Source organism: Magnetococcales bacterium (assembly GCA_015228815.1).
Classification (GTDB): Bacteria; Pseudomonadota; Magnetococcia; order Magnetococcales; family UBA8363; genus UBA8363.
Genome location: JADGCV010000028.1, coordinates 30693 through 54943, shown reverse-complemented (window position 1 = coordinate 54943; position 24251 = coordinate 30693). Strand labels below are relative to the sequence as shown.

The following is a 24251-nucleotide window of genomic DNA, read 5'->3' as shown; positions in this document are numbered from 1 at the left end:
GTTCGGCGGGTTGACCGTCAGCCGTATGAGTGATTTTGCCTACCGCAATTTTTATCAACACGGAGAACCGTTCCGTTATTCCTACAACCTGGAGAAGTACGGAGTTCGTCCTTTGGGGTTCTGTCGGCAACCTGATCCTTGAAAAGAAACAGGCAGTCCATGTATCCACATTCTTCCAGAACCGATAAACAGGTTTCGACGGTCATGGAGACAATTCGCCCCCCTGCTCCGTCGATCCGATGCGGAAGGTACCTCCAGTCGGTCAACAAGGTCAGAGTTCGCGACGTTCCCGGATCCCCCCAGGTCAATTCCACCAATAATGCCGGATGGCAGCGGTGGATCAACCGTTGGGCCCCGCGAAGGACCCGTTCCTCGCTTCCCTGGACATCGATCTTGATCAGACCGACCTGCGGCTCCCCCTGCCCCGCCACAAGGGCGTCCAAAGAGATCAGCACAACGGAAATGCCCTGGCTCGCCAGACGATGATCGGCGGGATGGTGGGGATTGAGCTGCAAAAACCCTGTCCCATCCCGTTCCGCCGCCGCCATGTTGAAGGACAGGACGCGATCTCCCCGAGGATGGGCCGCCATCCGCCGTCGAAGACTGGAAAAATTGACCCCCTCCGGTTCCAGGGCGACAACCCGACCCGCACCCCGCACCCAATGGGCAAAATAAAGGGAGAAAAAACCGATGTTGGCCCCGACATCGATGATCCAGGCATCGGGCGCGACCCATTGCCGCAAAACCCCGATCCCCCGAGCCTCGAAAAACCGTTTGTACATCAGATACAGGGTTTCAAACACCCACCGGCCCGCAGCAGTACGCAGGATCCCCGACCGGTCGATCAGAGGATAGAGCCACAGAAGAAAACGCTGCACCATGGAAAAGGAACGGCGACGATCCTCCCCCCCTGGACGATGGCTCATTCCAGTTCGACCAGATCGACGGGGATGGCGGAACAAACCCGGTTGCGACCGCGGCGTTTGGCCTCGTACAGGGCCTCATCCGCTTTTTTGATGACCTCCTCGGGTTTGCTGACCTCGCATGAGGGCAACACCACCATGCCAATGCTGACCGTCACCTTCAGACCATCGACCACCAGCCGTTCGATCCGGCGGCGAAAACGTTCCGCCACCACATAGGTCCCGCGAGGATCGGTATCGGGCAGGATGACGCAGAATTCCTCACCCCCGAAACGGCATGGAAAATCAACCTTGCGAAAATGATCCATCATCTCGCGTCCAAGCGCCTGCAAAACGCGATCCCCCTGATCGTGGCCATGGGAATCGTTGAACTTCTTGAAATGATCGACATCGAACAACAAAAAGCCGAGAAAATGGTTGTAGCGCTGAGACCTCTTGATTTCCTTGATCAGGGTATCATCCATGAACCGACGGTTGTACAACTGGGTCAGGGCATCGACCGTGGCCAACAGTCTCAGTTTATCCTCCAGCATTTTTTCCTCGGTGACATCCCGCAACATGAACGAGCTGCCGATGGGACGCTGCATGTCGTCGAAGAGGGTGGCGGTATGAATTTTCATCGCCCGCTTGTTGTAGACCACCAGATCCGGGATGTCCCGTCCCTGCCGGTCCAGCATCGCTTTCATATACTCCGGGTCATCGAGAATGTTTTCCCATCCCCCAGCCATGACCTGTTGGGAACTCTTGCCCAGCAGTCGTTCCGCCGAGGGATTGACCAGAACGATGCGATGTTCCCGGTCGGTGACGATGATGCCATCCAATGCCCCGAGGATGATGGTGGAAAGCTTGTCCTGCTCCCGATGCAACCCCTCGTAGGTCTCCCGCAACCGGATGGTCATCCGGTTGAACGAACGGGCGATTTCGCTGATTTCGTCCTTTCCCGGAACATTGATCGACAGGTCCAACCGCCCTCCCGCAACCTGTTCCATCGCCTCCTTCACCCGGCCCAGCGGCGCAACCAGGGAGTAACGGATCATGATGTAGAGCAAAAACAGCATGAGCAGTCCCGATACCGCCGCAATGCTGGAAGCCTGGATCCGCGTCGCCCGGATGTCCTGCTCCACCCGGCTCAGGGAGGTCGTCAGTTGCAGGATGCCGCGCAGACGATGATCATTACCATGGCAATAGGTGCATTTTTCGTCATTCTCGATCGGCGCCAGGTAGACGAGAAGTTGCACCCCATCGGCGCTCGTGGTGTACTTGGGCAGGATGTGCATTCGCTCGCGCACTTCAACCAGATCGGGATCGTGTTCATCCATGATCCGCAGCGTCTCCTCCTTGTCCCTCGGGCCAAAGGTGCGATCCCCAAGACGCCTGTTGACATCATCGATGGTCCGGTTGTCGCGAAAGGCCTCCAGACCGTCGGCGCGAAGGATGCGAAATTCGAGAATATCGGCGTTGTGCCGGACATCCGCGGCAAAATCCTGGGTGATGGAAGCGTGTCCGGCATTCATGATCGTCCGCAGAGCGCTGATCATGTTGTTGACCATCAGGGTCATGGTCCGCTCGTTCTGCGCCAGAATGGCCGTCTGCTGATGATCCACGTAAAACAGGATGATCCACAGGACAAGAAGACTGACGGCGCTGGCAGTGGACAACAAAACGCGCGCACTGATGCTGAGTGACTGATAGGCTTTAATCATGGATCGCGTATTCATCGAATTTCCGGTCGTTTTGCATTGGCGATCCCAGGCGTAAAGAAAGCCACCCTCGGGGTCTGCTGGCATTCATCCGCACCGGGAGTCCCCCGGGAAAAACCGGGTGGACCATCGCCCCCGATTTCTCCAATCATTTGACACCCCAAGGTCGATGTCAATACGCCACAATCTGGAATGGTATTTTTTTTGGTGATACCATACCTTGACTTCGGTCAATCTTGTTATCCCATCCACCACCCACCCCAAACATTGGATTCATGGTCGCGGAATGCCCCCCGCCCCGGCAACTCTTGATCAGCGCTCCATGGACAATTGAAAATAACGAAGGACTGTGGCATTCAGGTAGAATCTTCATGATATACTGGGTGTCTGGAAACGCCCCCACTCTTTAGTTGGAGAGACGCTTCCCGGCCTCAAGCATGACACTCCGATGCGGGAGAACGGCTCGTGTCCATACGACTCTGGATTTTCGTGATCCTTCCGGCGATGGTTTTGGGCGCCAGCTGCCTGTTGCCCTGGTCGCCGCTGCCGCGATTTCTCCTTCATGAAGAGGGGATGACCACCATGCTGTTGCTGTACCTCGGGATGGTCACCGTCTCCTGGTTGGCGTTTCGCAGCGCCTATTCAGGGTTTGCCCTGGGACGCGGCCTTTTTTCGGCAGGCCATTCTCCGGAATCGATCCGCAAGGCCATTTTCCGGGCGCGGATTTCGACGCAGGAACGTTATCAACTGGTCCGACAATTGCGCCGGGAAGTCCAAATCCTCAAGGAAAAAGAACAGGAACTCGATATTTCCCGACAGGTATTGCTTCACCTCAAGGAGGGGGTGGTCATCACCGATCCCCAGGGAACGGTGACTTCGATCAATGCCGCCTTCACCGACATCACCGGATATGCCGAAGGGGAAATCCTCGGTCTGAACATGCGTCTGCTCCACAGCGGGCGACAATCGGAAAAGTTCTATGTACACATGTGGCAGGATCTGCTCTCCCGCGGCCTGTGGACGGGAAATCTCTGGAACAAACGAAAAAACGGCAACCTCTATCCTCAATGGACCGTCATCAAGGTGATCCGCAATCGCGATGGCCAGGTGTCCAACCTGGTGGGCATCCTCTCCGACCTCACTGCCATCAGCGAAACCGAACAACAGATCGAATTCATCGCCCATTACGACCCGCTCACGGAACTGCCCAACCGCATCCTGTTCAAGGATCGCCTCAATCAAGCCATCGCCCACGCCCGACGGGACAAACAATGGGTCGGAATCCTCTGGGTCGGTCTGGATCGTTTTCAACAAGTCAACGCCAATGGTGGTCGCTACCTGGGAGACCAGGTTCTCAAGACCATGGCCCAGAGACTGAAAGGAGGCATGCGCGGCGGCGATACCATCGCCCGTATCGGTGGCGACGAGTTCGCCATTCTGATCAATCATGCCGAGGAACTGAGCCAATTCGGTCTGACCGCCGAAAAAGTCCTCTCGCTGGTGGGCAGCACCCTCCAGTTCGGAGAACATACCCTTCATTTCTCCGCCAGCATCGGCATCACCGCCTTCCCCATGGATGATTGCGATGCCGAATCCATGCTCAAACATGCCGAAACCGCCATGAAACAGGCCAAGATCCGCGGCGGCAACCACTTCAAGTTCTATACCCAGGAAATGGGCGAACTGGCAATGCAACGGTGGAACCTGGACAAGGGGCTCAAGCGGGCACTGGAACGCAAGGAATTCTTCCTGCTTTACCAACCCCAGTTCTGCGTCCGGACCGGAGCCATGGTCGGCGTCGAAGCCCTGGTACGCTGGCAAAGCCCGCAATTCGGGCTGGTCTCCCCAGGACAATTCATTTCCCTGGCCGAGGAAAACGGCCTGATCGTCCCGATCGGAGAATGGATCCTCAAGGAAGCCTGTCTCCAGAACAAACGGTGGCAGGAGGCAGGATTGCCCCCCATCCACATGGCCGTCAACGTCTCTCCCCGGCAATTCCAGAATCCCAACCTTGAATCTCAGGTCGAGCAGGCCCTGAAAATCTCCGGTCTGGATCCCCAGTGGCTGGAACTGGAAATCACCGAAAGCCTGTTCCTCGAAGACCAGGACCGGGCCATTGCCGTCCTCAACCGCTGGCGCGAACGAAACCTGAGAATTTCCATCGACGATTTCGGCACCGGATATTCCTCGTTGAGCTACCTGCGCAACTATCCGGTTCATACCCTGAAAATCGACCGCTCCTTCATCAACGACATCGCCATCGACTCGGAAAGCGCCGCCATCGCCAACGCCATTCTTTCCATCGCCCGCAGCCTGAAACTCAAAGTCGTCGCCGAAGGGGTGGCGACCCCGCAACAACTGGAATTCCTCCGTCGCTCCGATTGCGACAAGGTCCAGGGATTTCTTTTCAGTCCTCCGGTCGGCACCGAGGAAATCACCACGCTGCTGCATGAATCACCCCGGTTCAACCATTCCCTTCCCCATCCCGCCGCCACATCCTCGTCCAAAGCCGCCTGATCCTTCGGATCCACTTCGATCCGAAAACACCCAAGCGGTGTTTGATAACCACAATAAAATAAAAAACACTATATCGATTTTTCAATCATGAGTGCAACAGACCTGAGATCGCATATTTTGCTTGCCGAAATAAATGGCTTGTTGGAAGATGGCACTGGTACGGGTTGGCGGTCCGTTCGGAATGGATCAATGACCACTCATGAAAAAATCATCGGAAAGTCAATGGAACCACGATGGCTGATTACGATTCCGGATACAAGCAGTTGTTCAGCCATGCCGACATGGTTCGGGACCTGCTTCAAGGATTCATCAGGGAGGAGTGGATCGGGCAATTGGACTTTTCCAGCCTGGAAAAAGTCAGTGGCAGCTACGTCACCGACGACCTTCGCGACCGGGAAGACGATATCATCTGGCGCATACGCTGGGGGCAGACGTGGCTCTACGTGTATCTCCTTCTGGAATTCCAGTCCACGGTGGACTGGATCATGTCGGTTCGGATGACCGCTTACGTAATGTTGTTGTACCAGGATCTGGTCAAATCCGGGCAGGTGAAACACGGAGAAAAACTTCCCGCAGTGCTCCCAGTCGTTTTATACAACGGAAAGCCCGAATGGACAGCCGCCCTGGAGGTATCGGACCTGATCACTTCGATTCCCGGAGGACTGGATCCGTTTCGTCCCCGGATGCGGTATCTTCTGATCGATGAGACCCGATACGGTGATGCCGAACTGGAATCGATGCAAAACCTGTCCGCGGCGCTGTTTCGGCTGGAAAAAAGTCGAACGCCGCAGGAGATCAGGAATGTATTGAAAAACCTGATTGACTGGCTCAAGGCCCCAGGACAATCAAGCCTGAGACGAGCGTTTACAGTCATGTTGGGGCGGGTGTTGCTGCCAAAACGACTGCCAGGACAGTCGATCCAGGAATTCAACGACTTACAGGGGATGGATGCGATGCTGGCTGAAACGGTACAAGAATGGACCCAACAGTGGAAGTCAGAGGGGCTTCAAGAAGGCCTCAAGAAAGGCCTCAAGGAAGGCCGCAAGGAAGGCCTCAAGGAAGGCCGCAAGGAAGAGGCGGCAGCGATTCTTCTCAAGCAAATTCGCCGCAAATTTGGCCATGTTCCCGACGGGACAACTGAAAAGATAAAATCGGCGGAAGTGGAGGTCCTGGAAATATGGAGCGACAACTTTGTGTTCGCCACCTCCCTGGATGACGTGTTTTCATCTTGACCAGTGCCAGATCCTTACGTGTCATCCGGAAGTTTCGTATTGTGTCCACGGGGTTCTGTCCGGAATTCCGGGTCCAAAGCCGCTGCCTGATTCCCAAGCTCCACTTCGACCCGAAAACACCCGAAAGGTGTTTTCCAGGTTTTCACACCAATAAACCGCAACCAGCGTGGGATACATAGTTTTCAAACGTCATTCCCTGCTACGGCGGGAATCCAAAACGTTGATCGGTCGCGTTGAATTCTTGATTCCCGCTTTCGCTTGGAATGACAGACACGACGCATCTCGTGCGGATTGCGGTTTAGACGTTCATGAACAATCTTTCTTTGAAATATGGCCTATCGTTTGGCATAATTTCCAGATAAACTTTGGGAAAGATGCCTTCGCCAAAGACAAACACGGTCCCGTAACGTCACCGTGCCCTGTACGCCGTTCCAACCCTGACACCAATAAAAAAAACGGTCCCGCCAGGAATGATTTTCGACAGAAAGAAAACAGGCATTCCGTCCCATTTGGTGTCGATTGTTGTCATCATGATGGTGGTCACGACAGCAATCACCTTGATTTCACTGTCGATGATCCATAAGACCTCCATCGACACTTCCTATGAACGGCTGGTCGTTCTGAGACAAACCCTGGCCAATCTGCTCCAGGCCGTAGTCGAAATCAACACGGCGCAGGCCCATTCCGGGCGGATCCAATCCACCATGGAAGCGACGCGCGCCCATTTGATCGGGACCCTGGAACAACAGACGGGGTTTGGTGAAACAGGAGAATATGTCATGGGACGCCTGTCCGGGAACCATGCCGAATTTCTCCATCATTCAAGAAAATCACCACGACTGCTTCCCAGGGTGCCCATGGGGGGACCCAATGCCATCCCCATGCAACGGGCTCTCCAGGGAGAGACCGGGATCATCGAAGCCCCGGATTATCTGGGCGTGCCGGTTCTGGCCGCCTTTCAACCGATTCCCACACTTCAGGCGGGCCTGGTCGTCAAGATCGATGTCGCCGAATTCCGGCGACCGTTCACGCAGGCCGCCCTGATGGCGGGAATCATCGCCCTCTTCTGCATCGGTATCGGCACCCTGCTTATTCTTCAGATCGAATCAGGTTCCTACGAAAAGACAATCGGAACCATGTTGTCGGATGTCCCGTTCGGCATCGGCTGGAAGGAGCGGACCCTGTATCTGATCCTGACCCTGACTGCCATCTCCGTTTTGGTGACCAGCAGCTCGTTTCTGCTCTTGTTTCGCGCCCATTACGAAGGGGCCCAGTCCCATCTTCTCGAAATGGTCGAAAGCCAGGTCCGAATCATCGGGGAAAATGCGGGAAACGACAGTGAATTCAATAAAGCATGTTCCTGTGACAGTCCGGTCGATTTTCCGTCGGGGCACGCCCGATCCTGTTTTGGTCACGCCCCCTTCGGCGTCAGTGGAGAATTCATGCTGGGGTGCCTGGAAAACCGAATCATTCACTTCAAATCGTCATCGCGGTTCACGGGTCGTCCGGTCGTCCCGTTGCCATTGGCCTCCCTGATCGCCAGACCCATGCAACTGGCCCTGTCGGGAGAAACGGGAATCTCCCTGGGACCTGATTACCGCGGCAAGCAGGTACTGGCAGCCCATGCCCCCATGGATGGCCTGGGGCTGGGGTTGGTAGCCAAGATCGATCTGGAAGAGCTTCACAAACCATTCCTGGTGATCGCGTTGGAGGTGGCGGCCCTGGCCGTGGTCATGATCACCCTGGGGGCCTGGCTCATGGCCATCAAGATGGCCGATCTTCCTCGACATCCAGAAGAGGATCCTCTGCCCCGATCGATCGGACACACTTCGGACCACATGCCGGAACCTTCATGGATTCTCTGTTCGCTCACCGCCGGAGTCGCGCTGGTGGTGGCGGTCATCGATTTTCTTACCCCATTGGGCATTGCCGACAGCGTGCTCTACGTCGGTCTGGTATTGCTGGGCCGGTGGTTTCCGAAAAGAAAACATATCATCCTCCTCGCCGTGTCGGCGACCCTGCTGACCATCGCCGGTTATTTTCTGTCCCCGCCGATGGAAAATGAATGGATCGCGATCGTCAATCGTGGTTTTGCCCTGTTGGCCATCTGGACCACGGCGCTAATCCTCGGAACCATCAAGGCGTTCGAGATCGAAATCATCCATAAAACCTCGGCATTGCGAAAAATGTTCATCGCCGTCGGCCAGAGCCCCTCATCGGTGGTCATCACCGACCCCGAGGGCCGCATCGAATACGTCAACCATCGTTTTCGTGAACTGACCGGTTATTCCTTCGACGATGTCCTTGGAAAAAGTCCCGCCCTTCTGGATGCGCATGTGCCGGGAGAACTTCCTCATGAACCATTGTGGACCCATCCGCAACCCGGCGAAGTCTGGAGGGGAGAACTGCTCCACCGAAGAAAGGACGGCACCCTGTTTCAGGGAATGGTATCGATCAGTCCGGTCCGTGATCGTCATGGCCAGATCCGCAACCAGATGGGCATTCTCGACGACATCACCAATCTAAGGCAGATCGAAGGAAAACTCGCCCAATCCGAGGTGAGTTACCGGGTATTGTTCGACACCATCCGCAGTGGCGTCGCGGTATACCAGGCCAGCAATGATGGGGAGGACTTCATCATTCGGGACATCAACCGGTCGGGCGCGGCGATGAGCCATGTCCGGCGTCAGGACATCATCGGTCTCCCTGTGACCCAGGTATTTCCCGGAATCCGTGAATTCGGACTTTTCGATGTGTTTGTCGCGGTTCATCGGACAGGGAAGTCCATGTTCCACCCGGTCTCCTGGTATCAGGACGATCAACTCCAGGGATGGTTGGAAAACCATGTCTACCGTCTGGAAACCGGAGAGATCGTCGCCGTTTTCGACGACCTGACCGAAAAGAAAACCGCCGAGGATCGACTTCTTCTGGCCCAGGCCTCCCTGGAAAACATCCATGACATGATTTTCTGGATCCTTCCCGACGAGCGTATCTTTCAGGTCAACCGTTCCGCCTGCACGATCCTCGGTTATGATTGTCAAACGATGTCCATGCTTTCCGTCGCCGACCTTGTCTTCGGAGAATTTCACCATCGATTGTCGGTAGCGGAATCGTCACACCCTTCCCATCAAGTCCAAAGGCTGGAAACCACCTTCAAAAGAATCGATGGCAGCGCCATACCGGTCGAGGTCCGTTTCAATGACTTCCAGTTCAACAATCAATCCTTTCGACTGGCGATCGCCCGGGATGTCAGCGAGCGGAAAAAGGTTCAGCAGACCCTCGAAGAATCGGAATACCAACTGCGGGATCTGTATGAAAACGCTCCCATTCCATTTTTGTCGATCGATGTCGTCACAGGACGAATTCTCCGCGGCAACAAGGCTCTGGAGCTTCTGTTTGGTTTTCTTCCAGAGGCCCACGAAGGTGCGACCTTGTTGAATTTTTGCGCCAAAGGCAATCCCGAGTCGCGACGGATGATGGAACAGCTCCTTGACCGGGTGCGACAGGGAGAAATCATTCACGGTCAGGAAATGGAAATGATTCTCCAGGAGGACAATGCCATCTGGACCAGCATCTCCTTTTCACCCAGAAGAGAATCCGACGGCACGGTCCGGGAGGCACGATGCACCATCCTCGATCTGACCCGCAGACATCATGCCGAGGCGGCATTGCGCCGCCATGCCGCCATTGTTTCCGCCTCCCAGGACCACATGTCCTTTCTCGACCGGGACTATCGTTATCAGGCCATCAACTCCGCCTATCTCGTCCATCATGGAAAACGGATGGATGAGATTGTCGGACACAGTGTCCGGGAATTGATGGGTGAAGAGGTCTTTGCCCGCATCCGTCCCAACCTTGACCTCTGCCTTGGGGGAGAGACGGTCAATTATCAGAACTGGTTTGACTTTGCCGCTACCGGACGACGCTGGATGGATGTCTCCTATTTTCCCCACCATGGCGACGACGGAACCATTGCAGGTGTTGTCGTCGTTGCACGGGACATTACCGAGCGCAAGGAAATGGAAGATGAGTTGCGTCGCCGGGAAGAAGAAGCCAGACTGGCCAACAAGGCCAAGGGGGAATTCCTGGCCAACATGAGTCACGAAATCCGCACCCCGATGAATTCGATCATCGGAATGGGACATCTGGCACTGGAAACCAACCTGCAACCGGAACAACGCCGGTATCTGGAGAAAATTCAGCTTGCAGCCCACTCCCTGTTGCGCATCATCAACGATATCCTCGATTTTTCCAAGATCGACGCACAACGACTCGAATTGGAACAGGTCCCCTTCTCCCTGGACATGGTCATGCGACAAATCCTCGATGGTCTCGTAACCAAGGGAGGACCGGAGAAAAAAGTCGAAATCCTCTTCGAACCCACCCCGGACCTTCCCGGCATCGTGATCGGAGACGCGACACGTCTGACCCAGATCCTGGTCAACCTGTGCGACAATGCCCGTAAATTTACCGCGACCGGAGAAATTGTCATCGGAGCGCGACTGAAGTCCAAGGGAAAAAACCAGGGCGTCCTCGAATTCAACGTCCGCGATACCGGAATCGGCATCGATCCGGGAAAACTCGCCCAGGTCTTCGAACCCTTTCAACAGGCCGATGCCTCGACCACCCGGCATTATGGGGGAACAGGACTCGGACTGGCCATCTGTCGCAAACTGGTCACGATGATGGGGGGCGAAATCACCCTCGAAAGCCAATTGGGCAAGGGAACCGAGGTCCGTTTCACCATTCAGGTATCATTGCCGGAAGATGCGACGCCTCCCTTCGCATCTTCCCGGACCCCATCCAACAACATGGCCACCGCGATTTCGGATGACAATTCCATGTCATGGAGTGTAGGATCGAAACATTGGAGCCATCCCGATGCCAGCCTGTTGCATCGGAAACGAATTCTTGTGGTCGATGATCTCAACGACAACCAGGAACTGGTCCAGGGGCTGTTGGGACGGCATGGCGTCCTGCTGGCCCGGGCGTCCAACGGAGAGGAAGCGGTCCACATGGCACTCCAGGCCAATCCCCCCTTCGATGCCATCCTCATGGACATCCAGATGCCGATCATGGATGGGTTCGAAGCGACCCGAAGATTGCGGCGCAACGCGGGGAGCGGAAACCTTCCCATCCTGGCCATGACCGCCAGCGCCATGGTTCAGGATGTCGCGGCCTGTCTGGACGCGGGAATGAACGATCATATCGCCAAACCGATCAATCCCCGGGATCTGGTCTCCAAATTGCTCTTCTGGATCCAAAATTCCCGGATTCCAGCCGCCGACATCGAAGCAGTATTGGCCCTGGCGGATGACCTTGAACGTTCATTGCACAAACATGACATCAAGGGAGACCAGCAATTTGCGTTGATCAAGGAATTTCTTTCACAATGGACGGGATTTCGCGAACTGATGCATGAGATGGAATCCTGTCTGGACCTCATGGACATCCCCGGAGCGCTGACCACGTTGCACCAGGTCAGACAACGACTCGGAAAAGAACATCAGGGGGAACAATGATGGAACGAAATCTCAAGGATGCACGGATTCTCATCGTCGATGATGTTCCCAACAATATCCGCATCCTTGGCCGAATGTTGGAGGCCTACACAATCCTTTACGCCACCAATGGCGCGGATGCCCTGAAACTGGCCTGCGGCGATCCACCCGATCTGGTCCTCCTGGATGCCATGATGCCCGAAATGGATGGTTTTTCCGTTTGCGCGGCGCTGAAAAACAACGCCCATACAAAAGATATACCGGTCATCATGATCACCGCCATGACGGAACCGGAGGCGGAAGCCCATGGATTTGCCGCGGGCGCGGTCGATTTTCTGACCAAACCGGTCAATCCACCCACGGTTCTGGCCCGGGTTCATGCCCATCTGACCCTGAAAAGGCAGCGTGACGAACTGAAAAAAACCAACCAGGAATTGCATGCCGAGATCGAAAATCGCCGCCTCCTGGAAGACAAACTGAGAGAACAGGCCGAATTCGACCTGCTGACCGGCCTGCCCAACCGCTCCCTGTTCAAGGACCGACTGAAACAGGCGATCCTGCAGGCGCAACGCAATCACATGTTGTTTGCCCTCCTGTTCATCGACCTGGACCGGTTCAAATGGGTCAACGATACCTTGGGCCATGATGCGGGCGATTCGTTGTTGATCGAGGTTTCCCGAAGACTTGAACGCGAAGTCCGCAAATCGGACACGGTCGCCCGTCTGGGTGGTGACGAGTTCACCATCGTCCTCAACCATCTTTTTCACGAATCGATGGCGGAACTGGTCGCGCGCAAGATCCTCGAACAGTTGTCCCTCCCTTTTTCATTGAAGGGACAGCAGGTCGCCATTTCGGGAAGCATCGGCATCGCGCTCTTTCCCAACGATGGCGCCACCATCGACGAGTTGACCCGCAACGCCGACGCCGCCATGTATCAGTCCAAGGAGTCGGGAAGAAACGCGGTTCGTTTCTTCTCTCCAGAAATCAATCGCCAGGCGTGCGAACGGTTGCGCTTCGAAGGGGAATTGCGAAAGGCCATTTTCAACGGCGAACTGTACCTGGACTATCAACCCAAGGTCAAAACTTCCACCGGTCGTCTGACGGGAATGGAAGCCCTGGTTCGTTGGAACCATCCCGAACGAGGGATCATGTTTCCGAATCAGTTCATCCATTTTGCCGAGACCTGTGGTCTGATTTCGCAGCTTGGGGCATGGGTGCTGCGCAATGCGTGCCAGGACGCGGCGGCGTGGACCAAAAACGGGTTTGGCGGTCTGAAACTGGCGGTCAATCTTTCCGCGCTGCAACTTCAGAATGGTCCCAAATTGATTGAACTGGTCGAAGAATGTATCGCCGACAGCGGCCTGCGGCCAGGACAGTTGGAACTGGAAATCACCGAGAGCATGATGTTGAAGGATGCGACCATCTCGGCAAATGTTCTGATGAAACTGCATGAAATGGGAATTTCGATCACCCTGGACGATTTTGGCACGGGGCATTCCTCGCTTGCCCTGTTGCGCACCCTTCCGGTCGGGGCGATCAAGATCGACCGTTCCTTCGTTCACGGCGTCCAGGCGGAGTCGTACAACTGCAATCTGGTCGGCGCCATGATCGCCATGGCAAAAAACCTTAACCTTGGCGTGGTCATCGAGGGTGTGGAAAGCGCGGATCAATTGGATATCATGAAGCATTGCGGCGGCGATGAAGTGCAGGGATTCTACTTCAGCCCCCCCCTGGGACGGGAATCCTTCCAGGACCTTCTCCATGGAAGATTGCCATTGGGAGGAGGTTTATGATTTCCTGATTCGCCTGGGCTTCGCCGGACCGCATCTCCCTTTCCAACAAGCTGACCCTGACTGGCAGCAGTTGCGTTTGCGCACGCCGACCGTGCTGTCATTTCCCATCGAACTCAGGCGCTGCGATTCTTCCGCCCGTCTTTTCTTGTTTCAACAATACCTTCACCATCCCCCATCCGATCGTTCCGGAAAAAACAAAAGCGGACTCCTCGTTCCGACTTTAGAACGACAAGAAAAATTTAATATCGCACTAATGAAAATTATCGTAAAAATAATCCGCATACAAAAGACTGTTATTCGTTCAATCCATTGATTTGTCCTTTTCAATCCGCTATATTATCATAACATTTAGAATTCATAGTTCTTTTAATTTCGCAAGAATCCCCAATGGTGTCCTTGGACCGCGGGTTCATACAATCCCTCAAATCCTCAAGGAATGATCATGGCAATTCCGGAAGGCAATCGAATCACGGTGGAACCGCCGGCAATCCTCAAGTGCATTCATTCCGACTTTCGCGTGGTCGAGGTCCCCTTGATCTCACCCTGGACCACCAACGAGGGGGAATATACCCATGTCTGGCTCGACAAGGGAGGATGGACCACCTTCGATGCGGAAAAAACGATTGGCGCCTTTTTCGATCTTCCGGTTCAGGAGGTCGGCAGCGCCGGTCTCAAGGACGAGGACGGTATTACCCGTCAACTCTGTTCCGTCCGTCGGCGCCTGACCACCAAGGATCTCGAAGCGTTCAACACATGTTTCCAACCAGGGACTTCCGGCTCCTTTCTTCGTCTGCATTCCATCGAAGGTCATTCTCATCATCCGATCCGGCCACGCAACCTGTTCGGCAACAGCTTCCGAATCGTTGTACGTAATTTGAACGTCGCCACTGCCGGGAAGATATGGGATTCCCTGAAAAGCAACATTCATTTCTCCATGGCGAACTACTACGATCTGCAACGCTTTGGACTCCCCGGCCATCCCCCCACCAACCACCTCATCGGCGAAAGCCTCGTCCAGCGGGATCGGCAAAGGGCGCAACGGTTGATCGAAGAAGCCGGGGAACACATCATCCCCAAGGGTAACGACCTTCTGGAATGGCTGGAAAAAAATCATCCTAAAATTCTTGGCTTTTACGTCGATGCCTTCAACAGCATGCGCTGGAACACCTTGGCTTCGTTACGGTTCCACGCCACATCGTCCGCAGGTGCGCCGTTTCGACTCGGAGACTTGTTCGATCTATGGCTCCCCAGCGATCTGTCTCAATGTGCCGTGGAACCGGTGCTGGAATACGAATGCCATCAATGGAAACCGAAGGAAAACACACCTCCCATCCGCCGCCGCAGGCCAGCCGTGATCACTACCAACATCTTTGCCGATCCTCCCATGGACGATGCCCTGCATCCAGGCAGGGTGGCACTCCCGGTCTCCTTCATGTTGCCTACAGGCGGATATGCCACCATGCTGATGCGTCAACTTCTCCTCCGTTTCGGAATCCACATGCGGGTCAATGATGGCAGAAATGCATCTTTTCTTGGTTGAAAATAACCGAACTCTGAATAAATATTTATATTTTATGTGACGACCGATCAAACCTCCTTGACCGGATTGATTCGATGATTTACAGTCTTGTGAACGACGTATATATTCATCTTCAGACAAAGGATCATCGACATGCTCAACCTGGAAGCCATTCGCAATGCCAAGATGTTCGATTTTCCCTTTCAATGGGGAATCGCCGACGGGATTCTTCCCTCGAACCCAAAATCAATCCAGATGTGTGACGATTTTCCCGTCGATTCCTTTCGCTACCGCCGTCACCTCAACGGACGGTACATGCGCCGCCCCTTTGTCCCATTGGCGGCCAAGGACACCTTCAACAGCGATGAACTGCCCAAATCCTACAACGAACTGGGCGAAACCCTCACCAGTTCCGCCTATCGGGAAGCCCTGGCCAAGGTCACCGGAATCAATCTCAAGGATGCCCCCATGGAAGCGGCCATGTGGCGGTCGGATGCCAGCACCGTTTTCGCCATGCATGACGATCAGGCGCAGAAACTGCTGACCCATGTGATCTACCTCAATCAGGGCTGGAACAAACGCAACGGCGGCGTCCTGCAAATTCTTGCCAGCCATGACGAGGATGACGTGGCCTTCGAAATCGTGCCGCGTCTGGGGCTGTCGGTCCTGATTGGCCGGGCGGACAACTCATGGCACAACATCACCCCCATCAGTCGCGTCGCCCCGGATTCGCGCAATACCATCACCGTCCATTTCTACCGCCCCGGGACCCGCGAAAAAGATCTTCCTGCCCGATAAATGACCGGAGGAAAAATTTGAATAACCTTCGGAATCCTGGCGCCACGACGGACTGTCCCGGTCGATCCCTCGGGAATGGCCATGCCTTCGACGCCGAGCCAGGTCACGATACGCCATGGAACGGTCATGGCATCGGACTCAATCTTCGTCCACTGGCGGAGGGTGAGAACGTTTGCCATGGCCTGTTCCGCACCGGGGATGTAACGATTCTCCGACCTGACCAGGCCCGACGGTTGCGGGATCATGGGGGGATTCGCTTCTTTCTGGATTTGCGTGGCGAATCCGAACTGCGCCGCTACGGCAGGGCCTTATCCCTGGAACAGGTCGGCATCGCCATTCTCAATTGGCCAGTGATGGCCCGTGACGCCTCGGCCATCACCGGACGCCGTCCAGGCAACAAAGCCTATGCCCGGTATTATTTTTCCATCCTTGACGATATGGCCGCCCATGTGTCCGATCTGTTCGCCTGGCTTGCGGCCTTGAAGGGGGCGCCGCTTCTTTTTGGCTGCCATGCCGGAAAGGACCGCACCAGCCTGGTCGCCATGCTGTTGCTCCACGTCCTGGGGGCCAACACCCCGGTCATCGCCCGGGACCATGAACAAAGCGGCGCCCACCTGCTGCCCCATCTTCATCATTTCCGCGACAAGTGGGAACGAAAGGGTGAAACCCCGGAGGAATACGCCGTCCGACTGGATGCCCGTGGAGAAACCATGCGCCAAACCCTTGAAATGATCGAGGAGGCCTTCGGGGGAATCGGGGCTTGGCTTAAGCAATGTGGCGTCCAGGAACATCATCTCCAAGCCATCCGCCTTCATTATGGCCGTTCAACCATGACGCAGGGACCGACATGAACATTTTGTGTCTCATCCCTCCCTACATACCGAGCTATTTCAACGCCGGACACCATTTGTCGGTCTTCATGATCGGGGCCTATCTGCGCGCCCGGTCACGGGATACACAGGTCACCTGCCTCGACGGAGCCGCCCTCAACATGACCTGGCGGGCGCTCGGCGAGATATTGATCCAGGGATTCGATCTGGTGGTGCTCATCAATGATTTCGATGCCACCGATACCTTCGAGCGCACCATTGCCTACATCCGGGCCTTGTCCCCCCAGGCACGCATTCTGACCGCCGGGCGGCTGAGTTGCCGCCTTCCCGACCTGTTCTTCACCCTGGATCTGGATGCCGTCCACGGCTCGGGAGACCCGGAAGCCGCAGTGGCATCCTACCTGGATCATCTGGCCACATCCGAAAAGAAACCTTATGTGGCTGGTGTGGCGGTGCGTCGTGACGACGGTTCCTTTTCCCAGGCAGGCAAATCCACCCCCCTGCCGCCCGAAGCGTGGATCCTGCCCGAGGTCGATGAAATCCCCCATGAGGCCTACAGCCGCCTGTATCTCGATGACCACCACAAGTTTTGTGGCATCCCCGAGCGACTGGAACTCGTGGTCCCCGTGGCCCGAGGATGCCCGGTCGGCTGCGCCTTCTGCGATGTCCCGCCCCTCCAGGGGACGACGGAACGGCGTCTCGATGTCGAACGCACCCTGGATTACATACGTTCGTCCTTCCGGAAAAAACCGTTCGAATATGTCAGTTTCTACGCCCCGACCTTTACGCTCAAGGCCCAATGGGTGCGTGATTTGTGTCAGGAAATGATCGCCCTCGGGTCTCCATGGCCGTGGAAATGCGTGACCGTGCCGCACCTTCTGGACCGGGAACTGGTAGCGCTGATGGGCCAGGCCGGCTGCGTTCGCCTGAGCGTCGGCATCGAAACACTGGATTCGGTCCCCATGCAGGGCCTGCCAAGGCTCAAACACACATACAGGGACCAGTTCGACTCCCTGGCATACTGGTGCCGCAGTGCGGGCATCGAACTCAACTGTTTCATCATCCTGGGACTGCCCGGAGATACCCTGGCCGGAGTCCGGGCTACCGTTGAGGCGGTGTCCGCGGCAGGAGCGCGATTGCGAACTTCAATCCATACCCCCTACCAACTGCTCGCCCCCGGAATGGACCACCGAACAATTGCCCGCTTCAACCGCCATCTGTTCGTTTCCGACCATCCGGATCTCCAGGAGCGCCACGCCTACTACCGCATGTTCTTCGAACGCGACAGCAAACCAACCGCCGTGATGGAAATGATCCCCCAGCGTCGGGACTCGACCCATGGCTGACCAGACCGTGGATTCCGCCACGCCCATCGACCCGACCCGCCCCTGCCTGTTCGATACCCTGCCATTCCTCGATCCGGCAGTCATGAAACTCAACGTCCGGGAAAAAGCCGATTACCGGCACGTCCACAACCTTTCCAGCAATGAATCCGACCTCCCCGAAACACGCGCCCTCTTTCGTCGTTACCTCGAACAGGCGACCGAGACCAACGTCACCCGGTATCCCAACTGGCCAGGATTGATTCGCACGACCGCCCGTTTCTATGACGTTCCCCATACGTCCCTGGTGATGGACGCCGGTTCGGACAGCGCCATTCGCATGGTGCTTGGCCTTCTGGGCCGTTCCATCGGTCGTCTGATTCTGCAAACCCCGAACTATTCCAACTATAATCATTACGCCGCCCTGGCCGGAGTGGCCGTGACCCCGCTGAATCATCCGACCGATCTCTGGGGCGAATCGATCGTCGATCTGGCCCGGGAGCCACTGACGACCTCGCCGCCGGCGCTTGTCGTGGTGACCAATCCCAATGGCATCACCGGTACCCGAATCCCTCTGGCCGAAATGCAACGGCTATGCGATCTCTGCGCCCAGGGCAACCATCTGCTGCTCATCGACGAGGCCTATGCCCCCTTCGCGTCGGTGCCGCATCTGCCCCTGCTGCATCGTTATTCCGGCGTCGTCATTCTGCGCAGCTTCTCCAAGAACTGCGGCATGGCGGGATTGCGGCTGGGCCTGGTCATCACCAGCGCCGCCCTCGCCGCTTATCTCCATCGGTGGTATGGCGTCCATACGGTCAACGCCATGGCCGCGGGCTACCTCGCCTTCTGTTTCGACAATGCCAGCGATGTCGCCAATTTCCATCACCGGATCGAGGCTACCCGCAAGGTTGTCGCTCGGAGGGTGTCGCACCTGTTTCCCTCCTGGCGCATTCCACCCTCGGAAACCAACTTCCTGTTGATGGACACCGGCCAGTCCGGCACCGCCTCCCTGTTGGCCGACCATCTGCGAACCCGAAAAATACAGGTCAAACGGTTCGAGGATGGTCCCCACGGACTTCGAAGCTGCCTGAGAATGACGATCGGCGACCCGACCCTCATGACCACGGTGCTGTCGGAAATGGAATCCTTTTCCTCCCAGGAAGGGGATGGTTCATGACCCATCCCCCCCTTCCCCGACATGCACGAATCACCCCGGCCCCCCTGCATCCGGCAACGGTTGCCCTCGGCGGCTTCAAGCACGCCACGGTCGGATTGATCGCCCTGGCCATCGCCCTGGAACAACAGGTCGTGCTGACCAACGTTCCCGATATCGAAGACGTGAAGGTTCTCTGTGAACTCATCCGCCAGGGTAACGGCGTCGCCCATTGGAATCATGGTACCCTGACCCTGGACACACGCGGTTTTTTTCTGTCCGACATTCCCGAATCGTCAAGTCGGCGCGTCCATGGCGTCCTCTATTTTCTGCCGGTACTCCTGGGACGATTCAAGCGCGTCCGGATCGGTCCGAGCGGTGGCTGCCCCCTGGATGGCAGTGGTTCAGGCCCCCAGAGGCCGGTGCATCACATGCTCGCGGTCCTGGAACGATTCGGTGCCCGTTTCCGTCAGGAAGGGCATGAGATCCAGGGCGAGACCTCTGGATTCACCGCTTGCACCATCGATTGCATGTCTTTTTCGGAACGGCCCGACCTGCTCACCGGACCGTTGGTTTCCGGGGTCACCAAGACCGCCATCCTTGCCGCCGCCTGCACCCGATCCGGCCCGACCCGCATCCGCAATCCCTATCCCAAACCCGATGTCACCGAACTGTTGCTCCTGCTCGACCAGGCCGGTTTCATCGTGCGCCGCGAGGGCCGGGATTTGATCCTGATTCCCCCCGATACAGTTCCCCAGCCGCCACCGGCCCTGCACCACCATGTGGTCACCTGCCTGAGCGAAGTGATCACCTTCATCGCCCTGTCGCAACACTGCAAGGTGTCACTGACCCTCACCGGGCTGACCGTCAAGCGACTGCGTCAGGGATTGGCGGCGGAAATCGCCCTGCTCGACGCCATGGGAGTCGGTCTCGACTGGGGCAAGGATCTACTGGAAGTCACCCCGTCACCTCGTCTCGCCTCCCAGGACATCGAAGTCACCAGTGTCGGCATCTATTCCGATCACCAGCCGTTTTTCGCCCTCATGCTGCTGGATGGCGACCGCCCCGCCCGAATTTCCGAGGCGGTATGGAAAACCCGTTTCTCCTACGCCCATGAGTTGTCCCGCCTTGGGGCATGCATTCATCCAACGGAAGGGGGGATCACCATCACCCCCTCTTCCCTGACCCAGGGAGAGCGGACGGTGGTCGCCTGTGATCTGCGGGCCGCCGCGGTACTGGTGTTGGCGGCGCTGACCGCACCAGGAACCACGACGGTACAAAACGTTCATCACCTGGACCGAGGCTATGCCAACCTTCTGGACGTTCTGGCCGGCATGGGCGCCCGTTGCGACCTGGACGGGTCGCCCCAGCCAACGTACCCCTCCCCGGTCCCAGGGACAACCCGAGACCCACACATAAAATGGAGTCCGCAACCATGACCTCGGCCTTGCTGCTTGGAGCCACCAAAGGGCTGGGACTCGAATTGGCCCGTGAAGGAGCCAGGCGAAACCTGTCGCCCATCATCTACGGTCGCAGCGCCGGCGAACCGAACGCCATCACCGAAACGCCTCCCGGAGCGAAGTTGTACGTCATCGATCTTCAATCTCCGGAACAGGTGCGACGGGCACCGCTTCCCGACACCCCGGTGGACTTCTTCTTCTGGGTCGCCGGCGCCTTTCTCAAGGCGCCGCTGCAACAGACCGATGCTTCCCAGATTGACCTGCATGTCGATCTGCATTTTCGGGGTCCGGTGCAATTCCTGCGACGTTTTCTGTGCCACCAGGCCGAACCGTTCCATCTTGTGACCATCGGCTCGGTTTCATCATGGCGGTTGCGCGAGGACGAGGCCCTGTACTGCGGACTCAAGGCGGCGCAGACCGCGTTTACCCGCAACCTTGCCGTGGAACTGGTGCGCGACCGTCCCGGTTCCCGGGTGACCCTGATCAATCCGGGAGGACTGAACATTCCCACCTTCTGGGAAAAATGGGAAGCAACCGCCCCTGATCGTCACAAATTTCTCGATCCCGTGGCGGTCGCCCGCATCATCTGGGATCTGGCGATGGCCCAAAGAGAACCTTTTCGCGAAACCCAGATCATGCGCCGCAAACCCCATGGTCCAGGCGTCGATCCCATCATCGAACATCGTCCCCGCTGTCCGGAAATACCCGGTGGCGTCAACCAGGAAAATTCGCCATGACCCAAGACTGTCTTGACCTCGATGTGATTCGCACAACCCCGCTCGCCTCCGAGCCGTTTCGTTTCGCCCTGTGGAAGGAGGCGATCCCCCCCGTCAAGGCGCAACACCTGACCGACCATTTTCCCGAGGAGGGATTCGTCCGTCATCGACGCGAACAGGGGGGAGACAAAACCTACAGTTTCCTGGTGCGCAAAGCAGTGGAAAAAAACCGGCCCCTCGAATCCTGCTCGACCCTGGATCCCGCCTGGCAGGCGCTCATCAAGGCATTGACCGGACCGGAATATCGCCGGGTGGTGGGCGAGAAAATCGGTGAGAATATCGACGACTACCCCATCGATGTCGGCTTCTTTGTCTTTTCCGCCGGCAACGATATTTCCATCCATACCGACCACCTGACCAAAGCGGCGACCAATGTATTGTATTTCGGACATCGGTGGGAACCGGAATGGGGCGGATTGCTCCAGCTCTACCGCCGTCGCGGTGATGATTTCGAACCGTTTCATGAATTGCCCCCCGTCACCGGCAACGGCATGCTGCTGGTTCCCAGCGACGATTCCTGGCACGGGGTCAGTCCCGTCTCCGCCACCGCGCCACTGTTGCGGCGCACACTGCAAATCGAAACCTGGCGGCCCCAAGGGGCGGTCCGGGAGCAACGTTGATGCGGGTGCTGGTCACCGGCGGCTGCGGCTACATCGGCAGCCGTCTGGTCCCGTCCCTGCTTGCCGCCAATCATGACGTAACGGTCCTCGACGCCTTGATCTTCGGGCCAAGCACTCTGCCCGATCATCCGCGTCTGCGTCTCATCGAAGGCGACATCCGGGATACGTCCCACCTTCGGGAGGCGATGCGGGGTCAGGAACGTGTCATCCACCTGGCTTTTCTGTCCAATGACCCCGATTTTCGCCTCGATCCCGCCATCGCCCGGGACGTCAACCTCAAGGGGTTCGAAAACACACTGGAAGCGGCATTGTCCGCGGGGATCGACCGCTGGATTCAGGCCTCCTCGTGCAGTGTCTACGGCACGGGAAACTCCAGTGAATCGTTCGTTGACGAAACCCATCCCCCCATGCCCCTGACCGATTACGCCAGGCACAAGGCATCCTGCGACCATCTGCTCCTCGGAACCAGACGGCGGGGCTTCGCTCCCGTAAGCCTGCGGGCGGCGACGGTGTGCGGTTACGCACCCCGGCAAAGGATGGATCTGACCTTCAACCGGTTTGTCATCGAAGGTTATCTTAAACGCCGCATCGTGGTGGAGCGGAGCCAGAGATACCGACCCCATCTGTCCCTGTCCGATCTTGTCGCCCTGTATCTGCGCGTTCTCGAAGCGCCCGAGGAGACCGTTTCCGGGGCGATCTTCAATGCCGCCTACGGCAACCATACCCTGGCGCAATCGGCCCAAACCCTGGCAGCCCACATGGGTCCGGACGTAGTGGTTCAAACTTCCGCCACCGATACGGCGGATGAACGTTCCTACCGTATATCATCGCGTCTTGTGGAACGTCGGCTCGGCTTTCACCCGCGGGAACGTTTGACCGATGCCGCCGATGGACTGATCGACGCGGTCAAGAGGGGACTGCTGGTCGCGCCGGAAACCAATCCCGCCTACGACAACCGGATCATGCAACAACGTCACGACTGGTCCACCTATTGTTCTTCACCCCGGAAGGAATGCCATGAACACTCATCCTGAGGTCACGGCAAGACCGCTCCACAACGCCCAGAGGCTCCTGGTCGTGGGTTCACCCGGCAGTGGCAAGACAACCCTGGCCCGCCGCCTGGCGGTGGCGCTGCGCCTGCCACACATCAATCTGGATGATCTCTACTGGCAGGCCCAGTGGACCCGACCGCCCGAGGCTGAATTTTTGTCCCGATTGGCGGCGGTCGTGGCATTGGAACAATGGATCATCGATGGCAACTACAGTCGCTGTTTCCCAAACCGCCTGTCACGGGCCGATACCGTGATCTTCCTCGACCTGCCACCCTGGCAGTGCGCCTTGAGGGTGCTGACACGCGGGATTCGGCGCTGGTTCGGAGCCACTTCCAGCCTGCCGGCGGCGATGGCCCGGCAGACAGACTATCGACACCGACCACGCCTGGACCTTGGTTTCTGGACACTGGTACTTCGCTTCCGCCACCACCCGCGCCCGGAAATGCTGGCCCGGATCGCCGCCACCCCCGGAGTACGCATGATCGCACTGCGACGGGCCAGGGAAACACGCGATTTTCTCGCCACACTGGAAACCAATCAAGGATGATCGACCCTTCTGTGCGCCTTTTTTGCCGGGAGGAGGCCATCCTCTGGCTTGAACACCTTGAGGATCCGACAATCCTGCGCGGGGTGGTGAGCATTGGCGATCCCGGCTCCGAACCTCCGGCCATCCTCGCCAGTCTGGCCTGCCCCGTGTTGCGCCTGCTGTTTCTCGACCGATATGACAGCGGCAGCGTGGAAGGAGTGACTGGACCGTCCTCGGTTCACATTTTGAAGCTGGAGGAATTTGCCCGTATTTTGCGCCCGCGATCAGGAACAACGGTGGTTCACTGCGACTCCGGCTTGTCCCGAGGCCCGAGCGTGGGTTGGATTCTCGCCTGTTTTCTTTCGGGTCCCGGAAACGAGGCACGGCTTCTCGACAGCATTCTTTCGCAGCGGCCCGGGGCCGGGTTGAATCCCTGGCTGATCACCCTGGCCCAACGTCGGTTTCAACGTTTCGATTTCACCACACCGGCAGTCAAACAGCTCAAGAATGGCGTCCGACGCTAAAAGAT

18 protein-coding genes are annotated in these 24251 nt (G+C 57.1%); 16 read left to right on the top strand and 2 right to left on the bottom strand.

Features of this window, described 5'->3' with window-relative positions:
* Positions 1 to 17 precede the first annotated feature (17 nt).
* On the bottom strand, positions 18 to 926 hold the full coding sequence (locus tag HQL76_12370; GenBank protein ID MBF0109961.1) for an FkbM family methyltransferase: 909 nt from the start codon (positions 924 to 926) through the stop codon (positions 18 to 20).
* Positions 923 to 2626: a diguanylate cyclase gene (locus HQL76_12365; protein ID MBF0109960.1), complete on the bottom strand. Its 1704-nt coding sequence runs from the start codon at positions 2624 to 2626 to the stop codon at positions 923 to 925. Before HQL76_12365 ends, HQL76_12370 begins: the two co-directional genes overlap by 4 nt.
* A 462-nt stretch (positions 2627 to 3088) precedes the next feature.
* Here HQL76_12365 and HQL76_12360 point away from each other — a divergent pair, with 462 nt between their 5' ends.
* The 16 genes from HQL76_12360 (at position 3089) to HQL76_12285 (ending at position 24246) form a co-directional block, all read left to right on the top strand.
* The gene (locus HQL76_12360) at positions 3089 to 5140 is read left to right on the top strand and encodes an EAL domain-containing protein (GenBank protein MBF0109959.1); all 2052 of its coding nucleotides are present in this window, start codon (positions 3089 to 3091) and stop codon (positions 5138 to 5140) included.
* Between the two features lie 233 nt (positions 5141 to 5373).
* Positions 5374 to 6372 carry an Rpn family recombination-promoting nuclease/putative transposase gene (locus tag HQL76_12355; protein MBF0109958.1) on the top strand — a complete coding sequence of 333 codons (999 nt, stop codon included), beginning with the start codon at positions 5374 to 5376 and terminating at the stop codon, positions 6370 to 6372.
* Between the two features lie 530 nt (positions 6373 to 6902).
* Positions 6903 to 11894: a PAS domain S-box protein gene (locus HQL76_12350; GenBank protein MBF0109957.1), complete on the top strand. Its 4992-nt coding sequence runs from the start codon at positions 6903 to 6905 to the stop codon at positions 11892 to 11894.
* Positions 11891 to 13666 (top strand): EAL domain-containing protein, encoded by a 1776-nt coding sequence (locus tag HQL76_12345; protein MBF0109956.1) that lies wholly within the window; start codon positions 11891 to 11893, stop codon positions 13664 to 13666. The genes HQL76_12350 and HQL76_12345 overlap by 4 nt, the downstream gene beginning before the upstream one ends.
* On the top strand, positions 13635 to 13979 hold the full coding sequence (locus HQL76_12340; protein ID MBF0109955.1) for a hypothetical protein: 345 nt from the start codon (positions 13635 to 13637) through the stop codon (positions 13977 to 13979). The genes HQL76_12345 and HQL76_12340 overlap by 32 nt, the downstream gene beginning before the upstream one ends.
* A 129-nt stretch (positions 13980 to 14108) precedes the next feature.
* Positions 14109 to 15206: a tRNA pseudouridine(13) synthase TruD gene (truD, locus tag HQL76_12335; protein ID MBF0109954.1), complete on the top strand. Its 1098-nt coding sequence runs from the start codon at positions 14109 to 14111 to the stop codon at positions 15204 to 15206.
* A gap of 132 nt (positions 15207 to 15338) precedes the next feature.
* Entirely contained in the window at positions 15339 to 15983 is a 645-nt protein-coding gene (locus HQL76_12330) for a 2OG-Fe(II) oxygenase (protein MBF0109953.1), read from the top strand.
* A gap of 17 nt (positions 15984 to 16000) precedes the next feature.
* The gene (locus HQL76_12325) at positions 16001 to 16834 is read left to right on the top strand and encodes a tyrosine-protein phosphatase (protein ID MBF0109952.1); all 834 of its coding nucleotides are present in this window, start codon (positions 16001 to 16003) and stop codon (positions 16832 to 16834) included.
* Entirely contained in the window at positions 16831 to 18159 is a 1329-nt protein-coding gene (locus tag HQL76_12320) for a radical SAM protein (GenBank protein ID MBF0109951.1), read from the top strand. The genes HQL76_12325 and HQL76_12320 overlap by 4 nt, the downstream gene beginning before the upstream one ends.
* Positions 18152 to 19312, top strand: a complete 1161-nt coding sequence (locus HQL76_12315; GenBank protein ID MBF0109950.1) for a histidinol-phosphate aminotransferase family protein — start codon at positions 18152 to 18154, stop codon at positions 19310 to 19312. The genes HQL76_12320 and HQL76_12315 overlap by 8 nt, the downstream gene beginning before the upstream one ends.
* On the top strand, positions 19309 to 20727 hold the full coding sequence (locus HQL76_12310; protein ID MBF0109949.1) for a hypothetical protein: 1419 nt from the start codon (positions 19309 to 19311) through the stop codon (positions 20725 to 20727). Before HQL76_12315 ends, HQL76_12310 begins: the two co-directional genes overlap by 4 nt.
* Positions 20724 to 21485 carry an SDR family oxidoreductase gene (locus tag HQL76_12305; protein MBF0109948.1) on the top strand — a complete coding sequence of 254 codons (762 nt, stop codon included), beginning with the start codon at positions 20724 to 20726 and terminating at the stop codon, positions 21483 to 21485. Before HQL76_12310 ends, HQL76_12305 begins: the two co-directional genes overlap by 4 nt.
* Positions 21482 to 22144: a 2OG-Fe(II) oxygenase gene (locus HQL76_12300; GenBank protein ID MBF0109947.1), complete on the top strand. Its 663-nt coding sequence runs from the start codon at positions 21482 to 21484 to the stop codon at positions 22142 to 22144. The genes HQL76_12305 and HQL76_12300 overlap by 4 nt, the downstream gene beginning before the upstream one ends.
* Positions 22144 to 23178, top strand: coding sequence for an NAD(P)-dependent oxidoreductase (locus HQL76_12295; GenBank protein MBF0109946.1), 1035 nt, complete (start codon positions 22144 to 22146; stop codon positions 23176 to 23178). Before HQL76_12300 ends, HQL76_12295 begins: the two co-directional genes overlap by 1 nt.
* The gene (locus HQL76_12290; GenBank protein ID MBF0109945.1) at positions 23162 to 23743 is read left to right on the top strand and encodes an AAA family ATPase; all 582 of its coding nucleotides are present in this window, start codon (positions 23162 to 23164) and stop codon (positions 23741 to 23743) included. Before HQL76_12295 ends, HQL76_12290 begins: the two co-directional genes overlap by 17 nt.
* Complete coding sequence (locus HQL76_12285) at positions 23740 to 24246, top strand: hypothetical protein (GenBank protein ID MBF0109944.1); 507 nt, start codon at positions 23740 to 23742, stop codon at positions 24244 to 24246. The genes HQL76_12290 and HQL76_12285 overlap by 4 nt, the downstream gene beginning before the upstream one ends.
* The last annotated feature ends 5 nt before the right edge of the window (positions 24247 to 24251 follow it).